This is a genomic window from Rhodococcus sp. B7740, assembly GCF_000954115.1.
In the GTDB taxonomy this organism is placed as follows: domain Bacteria; phylum Actinomycetota; class Actinomycetes; order Mycobacteriales; family Mycobacteriaceae; genus Rhodococcoides.
Genome location: NZ_CP010797.1, coordinates 3,830,599 through 3,846,614, shown reverse-complemented (window position 1 = coordinate 3,846,614; position 16,016 = coordinate 3,830,599). Strand labels below are relative to the sequence as shown.

At 63.7% G+C, this 16,016-nt stretch carries 13 protein-coding genes and 1 pseudogene; 8 read left to right on the top strand and 6 right to left on the bottom strand.

Translation table 11 applies throughout. The features are described 5' to 3' along the window. Nucleotides 1-122 precede the first annotated feature (122 nt). Both NY08_RS17750 and NY08_RS17745 read left to right on the top strand, forming a co-directional pair. Nucleotides 123-1,184, top strand: coding sequence for an isocitrate/isopropylmalate dehydrogenase family protein (locus tag NY08_RS17750; protein WP_230596961.1), 1,062 nt, complete (start codon nucleotides 123-125; stop codon nucleotides 1,182-1,184). A 3-nt stretch (nucleotides 1,185-1,187) separates the two neighbouring features. Further along, complete coding sequence (locus NY08_RS17745; protein ID WP_045197818.1) at nucleotides 1,188-2,504, top strand: CitMHS family transporter; 1,317 nt, start codon at nucleotides 1,188-1,190, stop codon at nucleotides 2,502-2,504. Between the two features lies 1 nt (nucleotide 2,505). Here the strand turns inward: NY08_RS17745 and NY08_RS17740 are convergent, their stop codons facing one another. Next, entirely contained in the window at nucleotides 2,506-2,874 is a 369-nt protein-coding gene (locus NY08_RS17740; protein ID WP_045197816.1) for a glyoxalase, read from the bottom strand. 60 nt (nucleotides 2,875-2,934) lie between these two features. Here NY08_RS17740 and NY08_RS17735 point away from each other — a divergent pair, with 60 nt between their 5' ends. Next, entirely contained in the window at nucleotides 2,935-3,405 is a 471-nt protein-coding gene (locus NY08_RS17735) for a nuclear transport factor 2 family protein (RefSeq protein WP_082074044.1), read from the top strand. Nucleotides 3,406-3,484: 79 nt separating this feature from the next. Here the strand turns inward: NY08_RS17735 and NY08_RS17730 are convergent, their stop codons facing one another. The 4 genes from NY08_RS17730 to NY08_RS17715 all read right to left on the bottom strand — a co-directional run bounded on the left by NY08_RS17730 (nucleotide 3,485) and on the right by NY08_RS17715 (nucleotide 7,697). Continuing rightward, the gene (locus NY08_RS17730; RefSeq protein ID WP_045197814.1) at nucleotides 3,485-4,273 is read right to left on the bottom strand and encodes an ABC transporter ATP-binding protein; all 789 of its coding nucleotides are present in this window, start codon (nucleotides 4,271-4,273) and stop codon (nucleotides 3,485-3,487) included. Beyond that, entirely contained in the window at nucleotides 4,270-5,295 is a 1,026-nt protein-coding gene (locus tag NY08_RS17725) for a FecCD family ABC transporter permease (protein WP_045197812.1), read from the bottom strand. Before NY08_RS17725 ends, NY08_RS17730 begins: the two co-directional genes overlap by 4 nt. Next, nucleotides 5,292-6,320 (bottom strand): ABC transporter substrate-binding protein, encoded by a 1,029-nt coding sequence (locus tag NY08_RS17720; RefSeq protein WP_045197809.1) that lies wholly within the window; start codon nucleotides 6,318-6,320, stop codon nucleotides 5,292-5,294. The genes NY08_RS17725 and NY08_RS17720 overlap by 4 nt, the downstream gene beginning before the upstream one ends. 177 nt (nucleotides 6,321-6,497) lie before the next feature. Next, nucleotides 6,498-7,697 carry an MFS transporter gene (locus NY08_RS17715; RefSeq protein WP_045197807.1) on the bottom strand — a complete coding sequence of 400 codons (1,200 nt, stop codon included), beginning with the start codon at nucleotides 7,695-7,697 and terminating at the stop codon, nucleotides 6,498-6,500. Between the two features lie 47 nt (nucleotides 7,698-7,744). On the opposite strand from NY08_RS17715, the gene NY08_RS17710 reads away from it, so the two are divergent. The 4 genes from NY08_RS17710 (at nucleotide 7,745) to NY08_RS17695 (ending at nucleotide 11,432) form a co-directional block, all read left to right on the top strand. After that, on the top strand, nucleotides 7,745-8,809 hold the full coding sequence (locus NY08_RS17710; RefSeq protein ID WP_235386949.1) for a substrate-binding domain-containing protein: 1,065 nt from the start codon (nucleotides 7,745-7,747) through the stop codon (nucleotides 8,807-8,809). A gap of 93 nt (nucleotides 8,810-8,902) precedes the next feature. Beyond that, the gene (locus NY08_RS17705) at nucleotides 8,903-10,288 is read left to right on the top strand and encodes a putative bifunctional diguanylate cyclase/phosphodiesterase (protein WP_052683862.1); all 1,386 of its coding nucleotides are present in this window, start codon (nucleotides 8,903-8,905) and stop codon (nucleotides 10,286-10,288) included. 15 nt (nucleotides 10,289-10,303) lie between these two features. Next, on the top strand, nucleotides 10,304-10,723 hold the full coding sequence (locus NY08_RS17700; protein ID WP_032397019.1) for a TIGR03668 family PPOX class F420-dependent oxidoreductase: 420 nt from the start codon (nucleotides 10,304-10,306) through the stop codon (nucleotides 10,721-10,723). Nucleotides 10,724-10,871: 148 nt separating this feature from the next. Then, nucleotides 10,872-11,432, top strand: a complete 561-nt coding sequence (locus NY08_RS17695) for a GNAT family N-acetyltransferase (protein ID WP_045197805.1) — start codon at nucleotides 10,872-10,874, stop codon at nucleotides 11,430-11,432. Here NY08_RS17695 and NY08_RS17690 read toward each other — a convergent pair. Continuing rightward, nucleotides 11,408-12,397, bottom strand: a complete 990-nt coding sequence (locus NY08_RS17690) for a hypothetical protein (protein ID WP_235386948.1) — start codon at nucleotides 12,395-12,397, stop codon at nucleotides 11,408-11,410. The two genes, NY08_RS17695 and NY08_RS17690, sit on opposite strands and share 25 nt — an antisense overlap. 305 nt (nucleotides 12,398-12,702) lie before the next feature. Between NY08_RS17690 and lysX the strand changes: the two are divergent. Then, nucleotides 12,703-16,013 (top strand): annotated as a pseudogene (gene lysX / locus NY08_RS17685) (bifunctional lysylphosphatidylglycerol synthetase/lysine--tRNA ligase LysX). Nucleotides 16,014-16,016 lie beyond the last annotated feature (3 nt).

The window sequence follows — 16,016 nt, the reverse complement described above, 5'->3', positions numbered from 1 at the left end:
GGCGGCAAGGTATGCCCCAGGTCACATCGGTGACCTAGTCCGCAACAGTGCGGACGTGAACACCTGGAGACATCGTGACTACCGGACACCCAGCGCCAGCCCCAGACAACACAGTCGAACTGGTGGTTCTCGCCGGCGACGGCATCGGTCCCGAGATCAGCGCGGCGACTGCCTCGGTGGTCGAAAGTGCGCTCGCGCACAACGGAATCACCGCTAGGTTCACCGATGGAACCATCGGTTTCGATGCGCTCGCCGCCTCACGGACAACCATGCCCGACGCCATCGTCGATCTCTCGCGTGCAGCAGACGGCGTCGTTCTGGGCCCGGTGTCGCACCTGGACTACCCACCGACCTCCGAAGGCGGCGTCAACCCGTCGGGAATACTGCGGCGAAAGTTGGACCTGTACGCCAACATTCGGCCCGCCAGGACTGTCCCGGCTCTCCCGAATCCTCTCGGCAAGAACTTCGACCTCGTGATTGCCAGAGAGAACACCGAAGGCTTCTATGCCGATCGGACGATGTTCGCCGGTGGTGGCGAGTTCATGCCCACAGAGGACCTCGCACTGGCCATTCGAAAGGTGACTCGTCACGGTTCCGAACGCATCGTGCGCCGAGCGTTCGAGCTGGCACGGACGCGTAGATCGAAAGTCACCGTGGTGCACAAGGCCAACGTCCTCAGGCTGAGCGACGGGCTGTTCCTCGAGGCGGCCAGAGCCGTCCGGCAGGACTTTCCCGACGTCTCCTACGAGGAGCTATTGGTCGACGCTGTCGCCGCGCTGCTGATACGTCGACCGGAGTCCTTCGACGTGATCGCAACCACCAACATGTTCGGGGACATCCTCTCGGACGAGGCCACCGAGCTCTCCGGCAGCTTGGGATTGGCGGCGTCACTGAATGTCGGTGACAAGCACGCCGTCGCGCAAGCACAACATGGATCGGCACCCGACATAGCAGGGCAAGGAATCGCCAATCCCGCGTCGTTGATCGGTTCTGCCGCAATGCTCCTGGACTGGATCGGACAGCAGCGCGGCGACGAAAGACTGACTGCAGCGGGCAGATCGATTCATCGAGCCATCGACACGGCCGTGGGTATGCCCGAGACCCGCACGGCGGACCTCCACGGAACCGCAACCACCGAGCGCTTCACGCTCGCAGTAATCGAGCACCTCGAATCGGAGCGCTGAATCATGTTGGCAGTGCTCGGATTCGTCTCACTCGCATCCTTCATGCTGGTGGTGATCAAGAAGTGGGCGACGGCACTGGTTGCCGTCGTCACCATCCCCATCGTTGTTCTGTTGATCAGTGGACAGGGTGCAGCGCTACCGGACATGGTCGCGAAAGGCATCGAAACCGTTGCTCCCACAGCAATTTTGCTGCTCTTCGCGGTGCTGTACTTCGGGATCATGATGGACGCCAAACTGTTCGAACCCATTTCGCGCGGCATCATCCGACTGTCCGGTGGAGACCCCGTCAAGATCTGCGTCGGCACAGCGGTTCTCGCACTCCTGGTCGCACTCGACGGCGACGGCACCACGTCATACATGATCATCTGCTCCGCGTTTCTCCCCATCTATCGCAAGCTCGGAATCAACCCCCTGGTGATCGCCACGATCGCGACCATGGCTCTCGGGACCATATCCGGTACTACGCCGTGGGGCGGAGCCGCGACCCGAGCGATCAGCGTGCTGCAGATCGATGCCACCGAGTACTTCGTACACATGCTGCCGGCGATGCTGCTGATGTCCGCGGCGATCGTCGGCCTCGCGTACCTGTTGGGGCGCAGCGCACGTAAGAAGATCTCCCCTGAGCGCATCGCCGAAGTCACCGCGCACGTGTCTGCTGGCGGGCACGAAGAGGGCTCGGAGGGAACACTTCTGACGAAGGCAACCTGGCGAACGTGGGTGAACGCAGCACTGACGGTCACCTTGCTGGTGCTGCTGGTGCTGGGAGTCGCGGACCTATTGGTGCTGTTCATGCTGGGATTCATCATCGTGCTCGTCGTCAACCACCCCAAGCCCTCCGATCAGGGCGAGGTGATCCGATCGCACGCTGCCAACGCCGTCCCCGTCGTCATATTGGTCCTCGGTGCCGGCGTGTTCACCGGCATCCTCACCGAAACCGGTATGACAACCGCCATGGCCGACGCGCTGATATCGCTGATTCCGGACGGTGCCGAGGGCATGATTCCCGCCGCAGCCGCGCTGATCGGCATACCGCTGAGCTTCTTCATGGCCAACGACGCCTACTTCTTCGGGATAGTGCCGGTACTCGCGGAATCGGCTGCGCAGTACTCCATCCCACCCGAAGAGATGGCGCGTGCCGCCGTGATCGGCCAGATGGCTCACTCGATCGGACCGGCGTCGGCACCGTTGTGGGTTCTTCTCGGCCTGGTCCGCGCGTCACTGGGCGACTTCCAACGCTTCGCATTCCTGTGGGTGTTGGCCGCGTCGCTGATGTACATCGTGTTCGCGATTGTCACCGGAGCCATCTCGGTGGGTCTGTGACCTATTGTGCTGCCACGAATTCGATTCGATTGCCCACTCCGTCGCCGGTATGGAACCGTCGTCGACCCGCGATCTCCTCGGGGTCGGCCCAATTCACCGGGTAGCCGGCAGACGTCAACGCCGCAGCGGTTGCATCGACGTCGGCAACGAAAGCCGGGTGCGCCTTCACTGCCGGACGAAAGTCGTCGTCGACGCCGACATGCAACTCACCGTCGGGACCACCCACACCCGGCACCCGGAACCAACAGCCCCCGCGAACGGCCAACAACGGCGGCTTCGGGACCTCCTCCCAGCCCAAGGCTCCTGAGAAGAACGCTCGCTCGAGATCCTCGCCGCCCGCCGGACACGCGACCTGCACATGATGAATCATCGACAGAACGTACCGCCGACTCGATTGACACGTCGATGAACGGTAGGCAAACGTATGGGCATGCAACTGAGATTTCTGGCCGGCATCTCGACGGCCTTCGCATTCAAGCTTCTGCTGATGCGAGCGCTGACACTCAAGCTGCAGCGAGACATCGAAGCGCTGAACAACGGCGACTACCGTCCCCTGCTCGCGTCGTTCCACCGAGACGCAGTGCTCAAGTTCGCCGACGGAGACAGCCGCTGGTCGGGCACCCATCGCGGCCGCGCAGCCATCGAAAGATTCTTCCAGGACTTCGTCGCAGCCGGGATACAAGGACAGATCAGCGAAATCTACAGTGGCGGCGCACCCTGGCGAATGACCCTGCTCGTGCGGTTCGACGACCGAGCCCACGCAGCCGACGGCACCCAGATCTACAACAACCGCACCGTGCTCCTGGTCCGCACGAGCTGGGGGAAAATCATCTCGCAAGAAGACTTCTTCGAGGACACCACACGCATCGACGCATTCGAGAAGAAACTGCGGCAACTCTAGATCCCCCGGCCCGGCGTCACACTGTGTGCCATCCGCCGGTACTCAATGTGACATCCAGTGGCCTTTTCGGCAGTCAATGTCACATCGAGTGGACTCCAGGGTCGGAAGGGGTGGGGCGGCGATAGGTCACCTGGGGGTAGTTGTCGGCATTCGTGACGCTGGCGTTCACGTTGTATACCGTGCGCACGAGGTGTTCGGTGATCACTTCGTTCGGGGTTCCCGATGCCACGATGGTGCCGTGATCGAGGACGATGATTCGGTCGCAGAACATGGCGGCGAGGTTGAGGTCGTGCAGGGCGATGTAGCTGCTCAGGGGTAGGCCTGCGACGAGGGTGAGGATGTCGAGTTGATGTTGGATGTCGAGGTGATTGGTCGGCTCGTCGAGCAGTAGTTCGGTGGGTTGCTGGGCGAGGGCTCGGGCGATCTGGACTCGTTGGCGTTCGCCGCCGGAGAGGGTGTGCCACCGTCGGGTGGCTTTCGATGCCATGGCGGTGTCGGTGAGTGCTCGTGCGATGGCGGCGTCGTCGTCGGATGCGTCGCCGCCGAGGATGCCGTGATGTGGGATGCGGCCGAGGCGGACGACGTCGCGGACGCTGATGTCGACGTCGGTGTCGGAGTGTTGGTCGACCATGGCCACCCGTCTGGCGACGCGACGTCGGCGCAGTGTTCGCAGGTTGTCTCCGTCGAGCAGCACGTCGCCGCTGTCGGGGGCGACGATGCCGGCAAGAATGCGCAACAGGGAGGATTTGCCCGAGCCGTTGGGGCCGATCAGGCCGATGGTCTCTCCCGGTTCGGGCGCGAAGCTGATGCCGTCGAGGATCGGATGTCCACTCCGGGTCCATCGAATGTCTCTGGCGTGCAGTGTCATCGAGATCTCCTGAGCCGAAAGAGAATCAAGGCGAAGGCCGGAACGCCGGTGAGGGCCGTGACCACTCCGACCGGAATTTCCTGTGGTGCGAACACCGTTCGAGCGATGGTGTCGACCCAGACCATGAATATTGCCCCCATCACCACCGTCGTGGGGAGCAGTCTTCGATGGCGCGACCCCACGAGGAAACGAGCAGCGTGCGGTAGCACCAGCCCTACGAATCCGATGGCACCGGCGGCGCTGACGAGGGCGGCCGTGATCAATGCGGTGATGACCAGCAACAGGATTCGCACGTACTTCACCGGAACGCCGAGGGATGCGGCCGCGTCGTGCCCGAAAGTGAAAGCATCGAGGGCCGAGGTGTTGAACAGGCACACCGCCATGCCCAGCAGTGCCACAGTGCCGCACAGTGCCACGTCCGTCCAGTCGGCGCCGCTCAAGGAACCGAGCAGCCAGAACAAGACTCCTCGGGTTTGCTCGGCGTCGGCCGAAGATATGACGATGAACGACGTCAGAGCCGAGAACAGTTGTGTACCTGCCACTCCCGCGAGCACGACGCGGTCGTTGCCGCCGCCCGCACCTGCGGCGAGCAGCATGACCAGCACGAACGACAGCAGCGCTCCGGCGAAGGCTCCGGTGGACAGCGACAGTGCACCGCCACCGACGCCGAGCACCGCGACGACGACGGCACCGGTGGATGCGCCCGACGAGATACCCAGTACGAACGGGTCGGCGAGGGGATTGCGCAGCAGCGATTGCATGATGGCTCCGCACAGCGCGAGGCCTGCACCGCAGACGGCGGCGAGCAGCGTTCGGGGCAATCGCAACTGCCAGACGATGCCGTCCTCGATGCGGCTCACTTCGGCCGTACCGATCCCGATGTGCCCCAGTATCACTCGATACACATCGGATACCGACACGCTGGCCGGACCGATGGTCACGGCCACGCCGATCGAAAGCACCAACACCACGAAGCCACCGAGCAGAAGCGGGATCAGCAACCCGCGATCGGTCCGGCTCATGGGGTGGTCGATCCCCAGTTCTGCAGAGCAGCAGCAACTTTTTCGACCCCGTCGATCGTACGGATCGACGGGTTGAGGTCGGCACCGTTGACGACGATGTACCGCTTGCTCTCGACGGCGGTGAGCCGACTCGTGACGGGATTCGATTCCAGGAAGGCGATCTTGCTGTCGAGAGCATCACCGGCGATGCTCCGTCGGCTCAGGTCCGCGAGCACGAGCGCGGTGGGATCACGATCGAGAACACTCTCCCAATTGACCTGTGGCCATTCGTCGGTGGTGTCGGCGTAGATGTTCTCGGCACCGACAGATTCGGTGATGATGCCCGACGATCCACAGCATCCGGCCATGTAGGGGGTGTCGGTGTCGGCGAACCAGTACGCCAGCGTCACACCGGAGGCGTCGACGGCTCCCGATGCCTTCGCGAAGCGATCCTGCAGCTCGGCGATGAAGCGTTCACCGCGTTCACGCACGTCGAAGATGGCCGCGAGGTCGCGAATCTCCTGGTAGACGGTCTCGATCTCGAGTGGCGAGGTACGCGCGCCGTCGGAGTTGACGCTGTCGTCGGTCTTGCCGTTGCAGTCGGTGGGAGAGAGATAGCTCGGCACACCGAGCTGCTCGAACTGGTCTCTGTCAGCGACGCCTCCCGGTCCGAGGGTGCCGCCGAACGACGCGGTGACGAAGTCGGGCTCGGCGTCCAACACCACCTCGAGGGAAGGTTTGTTGTCCGCCAACCTGGGCACCTTCGCGTTCTCCGACTCGAGGTTCGCACGGACGGGGTCGGTCCAGGTAGCGGTGCCGACCATACGGTCGGCGAGGCCGAGCGAGAGAAGGATTTCCGTCGAACCCTGATTCAACGAGACCGCACGTTGCGGCGGGGCGTCGACGACGACGTCGCGACCGCAATTGTCGATGGTCAGCGGATAGTTTCCTGTGGTCTGGGTGGCCGCGTCGGTCGTCGCCGTGGACGAACAGCCGGCGAGAACGAGGAACGAGACAGCGCCTAGTACGGCGAGGGTGGTGCGCATCGTGAAGAGCTTCCTGCTGAGGGCTCGTGTCGCGGAGCCGCGGTTGGAGGTGGATCGCGACGTCCGAGCATTCGGACTTCGAGCTCTCACTCGTCACCGTTGCGCGCCAGCTCCGGAATTGCACCGGATTCCCTCGTTCGTCGCGTGCTGACCCTATCGTGCGGGGTACCTCAACGGTCAGCGTGCCGTTGCTGTCACCGGCTCCTGTGCGTAGCGACTCGGAAAGGTTCTGCGCGCCAACACGACCACGGCCAGCGCTGCGGCGACCAGGGCTGTTGCAGCAGCGGTGACGGCCCCGATGCCGCTCAGGTCGATCACCACACCGCCCAGCAGTGCGCCCGTCGCGATCGCCAACTGGAAGGAAACGACGTAGATCGCCGACGCCTTGTCCGCATCGGCCGGGGCGGCTCTGACCACGGCCGATTGAATACACACCGGAAGGGTGGTGAAGGCCAGCCCCCACAACGCGATGGCACCGACGGCGAACACGGCCCAGCTGCCCGGAGCCCCGCTCAGAGTGCACCAGAGAATTGCCACTGCCGCTGCGACCGCACCGAGGGCCGCGATGGTCGAGTGCCGGGGCCACCGGTCGTAGGTTCTCCCGATCACCCAGATGCCGACCACCCCGAACAGTCCGTACAGCATCAGCATCAAGGTCAGGGTGGTTCCCGCCGATCCGATGGCACGATCGACGATCACCGAGAAGTAGGTGTACGCGGCGAAATGACCGAGGACGGCCAGGAACGTCACTGCGCACAGAACGGCCAGGGAGCCGTCGAGCACCCGCGGTGTCTTCTTCGTTTCCGAGACCGCTCGGGTGACCGGTAGTGCCGGGAGGACGAAGTACAGCGCCACCGCGATGGCTGCGGCGACGATGCCGAGAATCGTTGCTGCGGTGCGCCATCCGAGCCACTGGCCCAGTGCGGCAGTGAGCGGGTTGCCGGCAACCAACGCCAACGAGGTACCGGCATACACCGTCGCGATGGCCTTGCCCTGCTTACCGGGTAGAGCCAGCGATGCCGCGACCGGAGCGACGACAGCCCAGAAGACTCCGTGCGTTGCCGCGCAGAGCATTCGAGAGATCACCAACATCGGATATCCGACCGATATCGCCGACAGGAGTTGCGAGAGTGCCAGTGCGGCAACGGTGATGACCACGACGCGTCGTCGGGGCCACTGCCGCACGAACCGGATCAACGGCATCGTCATCACGGCGACGCCGTACGCGTAGAAGGTCAGTAGGAGACCCACGGCGGATTCGCCGACGCCGAGGTCCCCGGATATCTCGGGGAGCAACCCCACGGGCAGCGTTTCCGCCGTGACGTAGATGAATGCGGCTGCGGCGAGCACCAGCAGCTTCGGTAGCGGCGACGACATGCTGTGTATCGTTACACATCATCGGTGCCGCGCGCTACAGTGGGCGGGTGAACACTCGGGTGACCATGGCCGACGTCGCAGCGTCCGCAGGCGTTTCCACCATGAGCGTCTCGTACACCTACAACCGACCGAGCCGAGTTTCCGCGGCCACCCGCGATCGTGTGCACGAGGCAGCTGCTGCCCTCGGATACGCCGGTCCCAACCGCACCGCGCGGTCGTTGCGCAGCGGCAGGCACGACAGCATCGGCGTCGTCCTCGGCGAGAAGCTCACCTACGCCTTCGAGGATCCCCAGGCTCGACGGTTTGTGTCCGGCATCGCCGAAGCGTGTCTCGACGCCGACACCGCGCTGGTGATGCTGCCGAACCTGCACCGCGAGACCGACAACGCTCGCATCCGAGACGCACAGGTCGACGGGTACGTGGTGTGGACCACGGAGATCGACGACCCCTTGCTCGACGTGCTCGTCGAGACCGGCCGCCCCACGTGCATCCAGGGTGGGCCCGACCACCCCGGCCTGAACTCGATCGCCATCGACGACAGGGCGGCAGCCGACGCAGTGGCCACCGCCGCATTGCACAGCCGATCTCGACCTGCCATCGTCGCTCTCAGGCCCGATACCCGACGCGAATCGACGATCGTGCGTGGCGCGGACGCGTCGGACATCTCGATGCCGGTGACCCGAGCTCGACTCGAGGGTTACCGAGACGCATGCCTGCAATCGGGGATCGAATGGTCGACGGTACCGACACTGTTCACCACCAACAACGCCCGCCCCGAAGGGGACCGAGCAGCGCAGGTGTTGTTGCAGGACAACGCTATCGACACATTGCTCGTGATGAGCGACGAACTTGCCCTCGGGGTGCTCGATGCTGCGGCCACGGCCGGAATCGACGTTCCGGGGCGACTGGCCGTGACCGGGTGGGACGACTCCCCTGCCGCGGCCGAGGCCGGATTGACCACCGTTGCGCAGTCGCTGTTCGATCAGGGCCGGTCGGCGGCTCGGTGGGTGCTCGGACTCAGCGACAGCGTGGACGAAGCGATCTGGAGCGTCGAAGAACGAGCATCGACAGGACGCGCAAACGACCCACAAACCAAGGACACCGTGATCTAATAGTCCTAAAAAAGGGGATGCTCCCTGTTTATAGCGTTCAAGCAGACTCTTCGGCTAGTATCATCCATGGCTGTCCGGCCATGAGGGGGAACAGTGAGCCGAGAGCACGACGCGCCGCCCCGTCATGTCGCCGCGGTCACCTCAGCCGCTGCCGTAGGCGGAACAGCTGCCCAACGCGACGCGCTGACCGGTCTTCCGAACCGCGTCGAGATCCTTGCCCTCATCACCGACGAGCTCGACCGACGCACCCCGGATCGTCAGTTCAGCGTCCTGCTGGTCGACATCGACGGATTCCGAGAGTTCAACGACGCCCTCGGCCCCGCCCAGGGCGACAGCCTGCTGTGCATGGTCGCCGAGCGACTGCTCGCCTCCACCCGCCCCGGCGACACCATCGGCCGACTCACCGGCGACGAATTCGTCGTCATCGCACGGGGCTGCCACTCCATAGCCGCGCGCGCCCTGGCTGCCGGATTCGCGAGTATCTTCGAGCCCGCCTTCGAGCTCTCCGGCCGCCAACTCACCCTCACCGCCAGCGTCGGAGTCGCCTCGAGTACCACCGCCGACATCAGCGCCACCCAACTGGTCCACAACGCCACCGCAGCCATGCACGCCGCCAAAGCCGTCGGACGCAACGAACACCACGTCTTCACCGACGAGCTCCACCACACCAACCGCACCCGACTCGAACTCATCGAACGACTACGCGGCACCGCCATGGTCGAGCGCGAACTGACGATGGTCTACCAACCCATCGTGGAACTCGCGACGGGAACGGTCGTCGGGGCCGAAGCACTCATCCGATGGAACCACCCCGAACTCGGCCTGCTGATGCCCGACACCTTCATCCCCCTCGCCGAGGACGCCGACCTCATCGTCCCGCTGAGCATGTGGATTCTCGCCGAGGTCGCGCACACGATCGCGGACTGGCAGACCCGCAACATCCACCTCCAAGTGGGCGTCAACATCAGCCCAGCCCACTTCGCCACCGGAACCCTCGCGACCGACGTCATCGACACCGTCGACACCTACGGCATCGAACCCGGACGACTCGCCCTCGAACTCTCCGAATCACAGACACTCCACGACCTCGACGCAGTCCACTACCAACTCCGCGACGTCCAACGCCACGGCGTCCTCATCGCCATCGACGACTTCGGCTCCGGCTTCTCCTCCCTCGAACGACTCGCCACCCTCCCCGTCGACACCCTCAAGATCGACAAATCCCTCACCCAACACCTCGACAGCGACAACCTGCACCGACGCCGCGCCATGACCACGCTCTGCACAGCCCTCGTCGACGTCACCACCACTCTCGGCAAAGACACCGTCATCGAGGGAATCGAGACACCGGAACAACTCCAGATCTGCACCGACATGGGCGTAACCTTCGGCCAAGGACACCTACTCGGACGCCCCATGTCCGTTGCGGCACTCGAACAATTCATCACCCGACACAGCACCCACAGCGAATCCGCATAACCCGAGGAACCGAACGTGAAGATCGACAACGAAGTCCAACGCTTCACCGACGCACCCCGAGCCCAACTCTCCACCATCAACCCCGACGGCACACCACACCTGGTCCCGATCGTCTTCGCCGTCGCCCCCACCGGCGACCGAATCTTCACCGCCATCGACTGGAAACCCAAGACAACGCAGAAACTCCAGCGACTCGACAACATCCGCGCCGACCCCGCCGTCAGCCTCATCGTCGACCACTACACCGACGATTGGTCCCAACTCTGGTGGATCCGCGCGGACGGATCCGCCCACATCGTCGAAACCTCCAGCGCCGAAGGCACATCGGCCACCGACGCCCTGGTCGCGAAATACAGTCAATACAAAAACAACAGACCCGAAGGTCCGGTCATCATCATCGACAAACTGTCCTGGAGATCCTGGTCGGCTTCCTGACCCCGCCCTTGCCGCTGCCCCTTGTCCACTCAATGTGACCTTCGGTGGCCTTTTCGCCCGTCGATGGCACATCGAGTGGACTGCGAGCGGGTGACAGTGCAACGAAATTCGTTGGCAGATCGGGTGCACTGTTGACACACTGCTGGCCATGTTCGATGTACCTCCCGATCGGATTGTCACCGACCGACTTCTCATTCGTCGCGAGTCGGCCGGCGATGCCGTTGCCGTTGCCGACGTGATCGGTCGCAATCTCGCACGCCTTGCGCCGTGGATGGGGTGGGCGACCGAAGAAGCGGCCCAGCCTTCGGTGCAATCGGCTCGCATTGCGGAGGCCGTCGAGCAGTGGAATGCCGGGGAGATGTTCGATTACGGAATTTTCGAGCGCGACGGCGGTGCGTTTCTGGGCAAGATCGGGATGCATCGCCGGATCGGCCCGCACGGTATCGAATTGGGTTTCTGGCTCGACGCCGGGGCCGAGGGACGTGGGGTGATAAGCGAGGCGGTCGGTGCCCTCATACGGGAGGCCGTGAGGCTGGACGGAATCAATCGAGTCGAAATTCATTGTGATGCAGCGAATCTCCGGAGCCAGGCCGTACCCAAGAGGCTTGGATTCGTGCTGGACAGGATCGAGCATCGACCGATCGCAGCTGCGTCCGAGACCGGCAAGCACATGGTGTGGGTGTATCAACCCGAGCGACTACGAGCCTGATCCGCTCGCGGTCGGACCGTGACATTCGGTCGCGGTCGCTCCTTGGCCTGCTTGTAACGCGCACGAAGGTCGGACAGAACGCGTTCCGGGTCCTCCCGAATATCGCTCGGCAGATGTGTCACCACGATGAGGCCGGCATTCTGCGCTCGTTCCCGACGCGCCACCGTCGCCCTGTGCGCCGCGGGTGAGAGATGGTATTCGAGCGAATCGATCTCCCAATCCAACGCGACGTCGTCGAGCCAGTTGTCGGCTATCAGCAGGAACCTGCCCTGCTCGTCATGGACAGCCACGTTGTGCTGCATCGTCGGAAGTCCGCTGCGCGCGTACAGCTTCTGGGCCTGAGCCTCCGCCACCGAGTGCGCACCTGCAGCCAGTTCCCTCAGAACTCGACGTGGCATCGCAGTTCCCCGCGTACTACCGGCGTTCAGTTCCTTCGTGATCGCGTCCACGGTGGCCGCACCTCCCTGCACGACACCGGCAATCAACGCCATGCACTGCTCGGCATTCTTCATCCGTCGAACTGCATCGCACAGACACCGAACGATCGGGGCGACGCGAAGTCCCGACTTGATTTCCGCCGTCGGCATTCGCCACGTCCGCTCCACGACAGCGAAGCCCACGGACTTGCGATGTTGCGGCTCGGGAATCAGTGCGAACGTCTCCTCCAACGAACCCGACGTGCCCAATCCATGCAACGCCAGCCCTGCCCGGCCGCTGATGAGAGCATCCTTGCCGCAGTAGATCGCCACCGCGGTGGCGCGTTCAATCGGCGTCAGCGAACGATTCTTCAAGAACACCAACCCAGGTAACGCCCGTGACCAGCTGCCGTCCGGCTGGGTGCGTCGAACGATGGTCTTCGACGCCACCCCGAGCTCGAGTAAGTGCGCTGTCCTCATGAAGCCGCGATCCGACGCAGCCGCGATCACCTTCGCATCGACTCGTGCTCCACCCCGCTTCATGGCCATGATGATGCACAGTCCGCGCACCCCGAATCCGCCGCGACGACGGGAAACGAACTGCCCTGTGGATAACCCACGCCCTGTGGACGAACTTTCACCCACGCGCGCCGAGGCGACGTCGTATCGAGATCCAACGCACCTGAAGATCCGCCGCCCGCACCCGACCCGATGTCCACTCGATGTGACATCGACTGTCGAAAAGGCCACTGAACGTCACATTGAGTGGGCGGGGGTGCGGGCAATGGGCACCTGACTCGCCTTCGCGGGGATACCGTCTACGTGCAAGTGCATTCTGACTTCGGGAGTGAGATATGACGGCGACAGCAGTTTCCTCGGAGCGGTCCGGGTCCATGGTTCCGCGGTCGTTCGTGCCACCCGAGCGCGGTCGTTTGAGTGAGGTTCCGCATATTGCGGGGCTGGTGCTCGGTGTGTTCGCGGTGTTGTTGTTTCTGTGGAGTCTGTCGCCGACTCTTCGTTTCCTGATTCACGTTCCGCGTGAGTACGTCGACAGCTATTACTTCGATGCTCCCGATACGAGTTTGTCGTGGGCGCTGGTGGTCGGTTTGTTGGCGGCGGCGTTGGCGAGTCGTAAGCGCATTGCGTGGTGGTTGCTGACGATCTATCTGGTGTTGTTGGCGATCACCAATGTGGTCGAGGGGATCACGGACAAGAGCGTCAATTCGTGGATTGCGCTGGCTGTCCATGTTGTGGTGACGGGGGTGTTGATCGCCGCGCGCAAGGAGTTCTACACGCGGGTGCGTCGTGGTGCGGTGTGGAAGGCACTCGGGTGCTCGTGCTCGGCGCGGCCGTCGGGACGGTGATCGGGTGGGCGCTGGTTGCGCTGTTCCCCGGGTCGTTGCCGGAGAGTCAGACGTTCCTGTGGGCGTTCAATCGCGTGACGGCGTTGGCGACGGTGGACAACGAGCAGTTCGACGGCAGGCCGAACGGCATCGTGAACACGGCCCTCGGGCTGTTCGGAGCGCTGGCGTTGTTGGGGGCTGTCGTCACGTTGTTTCGGTCGCAGCGGTCGAGCAACGCGCTCACCGGTCGCGACGAGTCCGCGCTGCGTGGCCTGCTCGACAAATGGGGTGCCGACGATTCCCTCGGCTACTTCGCCACTCGGCGCGACAAGGGCGTCATCTTCGCCACCAGCGGTAAGGCGGCGGTGACGTATCGAGTCGAGGTCGGCGTGTGTCTGGCCAGTGGTGATCCGATCGGAAATCCCGAGGCGTGGCCGCATGCGATCTCGGAATGGTTGGACCTGGCCGAGAAATACGGCTGGACCCCAGCTGTCATGGGCGCCAGCGAGATCGGCGCGACCGCGTACAAGCGGGCTGGACTGAGTGTCCTCGAACTCGGCGACGAAGCAATCCTGAAAACCAAGGATTTCAACCTCAATGGACGCGAGATGCGCCCCGTGCGTCAGGCGGTCAACCGGGCTCGTAAAGCGGGTGTCGTGGTCACCGTGCGTCGTCATCGTGACATTTCGTCGGAGGAGATGTCGGAGATCATTGCCTGCGCGGATGCGTGGCGCGATACCGAAACCGAGCGTGGTTTCTCGATGGCGTTGGGTCGACTGGGTGATCCGCTCGACGGTGATTGTCTTCTGGTGCAAGCAGTTCAGGGCGAGAAGGTGATCGGCGTTCTCTCGCTGGTGCCGTGGGGTCGCACCGGTGTGTCCTTGGATCTGATGCGTCGTGATCCGGCGTCGCCCAACGGGGTGATCGAACTGATGGTGACCGAACTCGCTACCAGCGCCGATCATTTCGGGGTCGGCAAGATCTCGCTGAACTTCGCGGTGTTCCGCGCGGCGTTCGAGGAGGGCAGCCGGATCGGTGCCGGGCCGGTGTTGCGAATCTGGCGCAGCGTGCTGGTGTTCTTCTCTCGGTGGTGGCAGCTCGAGGCCCTGTATCGCTCGAACGTGAAGTACCTTCCGGAATGGGAGCCGCGCTACCTCTGCTTCGCCGACAATCGGGTGTTGCCCAAGGTCGGCGTGGCGTCGGCCATCGCCGAGGGCTTCTTGACCCTGCCGACCTTCCGACGCGCCTCGAAGCACACCGGTTCTCACGTTGCGGTACCCGCGGCTCTGGCCGACGCCGACGACATTCATCCCGACGGCAGCGGCCCCGACAGCGTCCCGGACGAGCCGACACCGGGCCGTAAGCGTCCCGACCAGGTGCGCGTACGCATGTCGAAACTCGATCGTCTCGAACGCGAGGGCACCGAGGGCTATCCCGTCGCCTATCCCCCGACACATACGGTCGAGGCGGCGGTGGCCTCGCCGCAGGGCACAACGGTACGAATTGCCGGACGCATCCTGCGGATTCGCGACTACGGCGGTGTCGTATTCGCTGTGGTGCGTGACTGGTCGGCCGATATCCAGGTTCTCTTCGACCGCGATCGCGTCGGGGATTCGATCGAGAACTTCGACGCCGATTTCGATCTCGGCGATCTCATCGAGGTCAGTGGCGCGATCGGCCGCAGCAAGCGTGGGGAGCTGTCGCTCCTCGCGACGGACTGGCGAATGAACGCCAAGTGCCTGCATCCACTGCCGGACAAGTATCGCGGACTCACCGACCCGGAAGCTCGGGTGCGGCAACGCTACGTCGATCTGGCGATCAATCGCGATGCTCGTGCACTGATGATCGCCCGATCCAATGTCGTGAAGTCACTTCGTGATTCGCTCGGCGAGCGCGGATACATGGAGGTCGAGACACCGATTCTGCAGCAGGTTCACGGCGGTGCCAACGCAGCACCGTTCGTCACCCACATCAATGCCTACAATCTCGACCTCTACCTGCGGATCGCACCGGAGCTCTATCTGAAGCGCCTGTGTGTCGGCGGCATGGAGAAGGTGTTCGAGATCGGCCGCGTGTTCCGCAACGAAGGCGCGGACTTCAAGCACAACCCCGAGTTCACGATCCTCGAGGCCTACGAGGCCCACAGCGACTACGAACGCGCAATGGTGTTGTGCCGCGAGCTGATTCAGCGAGCGGCCGTCGCCGCGCATGGACGCGAGATCATCCTGCGCCCGGACGGTCCGAACGGGGAAATGATCGAGATCGACATCTCCGGCGAATGGCCGGTCAAGACGTTGCACGGTGCCGTCGCCGAGAAGTTGGGAGTGCCCGTCGAACCGGCGACTCCTCTGGAGGAGCTACAACGCCTGTGCGACGAGAACGACATTCCGTACGAGAAGACCTGGGATGCTGGGGCCGTCGCGCAGGGAATGTACGAGCATCTCGTCGAGGACTACACCGAGTTCCCCACTTTCTACAAGGACTTCCCGACGTCGATGTCGCCGTTGACGAGGCCGCATCGGAGCATTCCGGGCGTCGCCGAGAAGTGGGATCTCGTCGCGTGGGGTGTGGAGCTGGGTACCGCGTACAGCGAGCTGACCGACCCTGTCGATCAGCGGCAGCGCCTCACCGAACAGTCGCTGTTGGCGGCCGGCGGTGACGAGGAAGCGATGAGCCTGGATGAGGATTTCCTGCAAGCGCTCGAGCACGGGATGCCGCCGACCGGCGGTCTCGGCATGGGAGTCGACCGGGTCGTCATGCTCATCACCGGTGGCAGCATTCGGGAAACGCTCGCGTTCCCCCTGGCCAAGCCGCGTCAATGACCT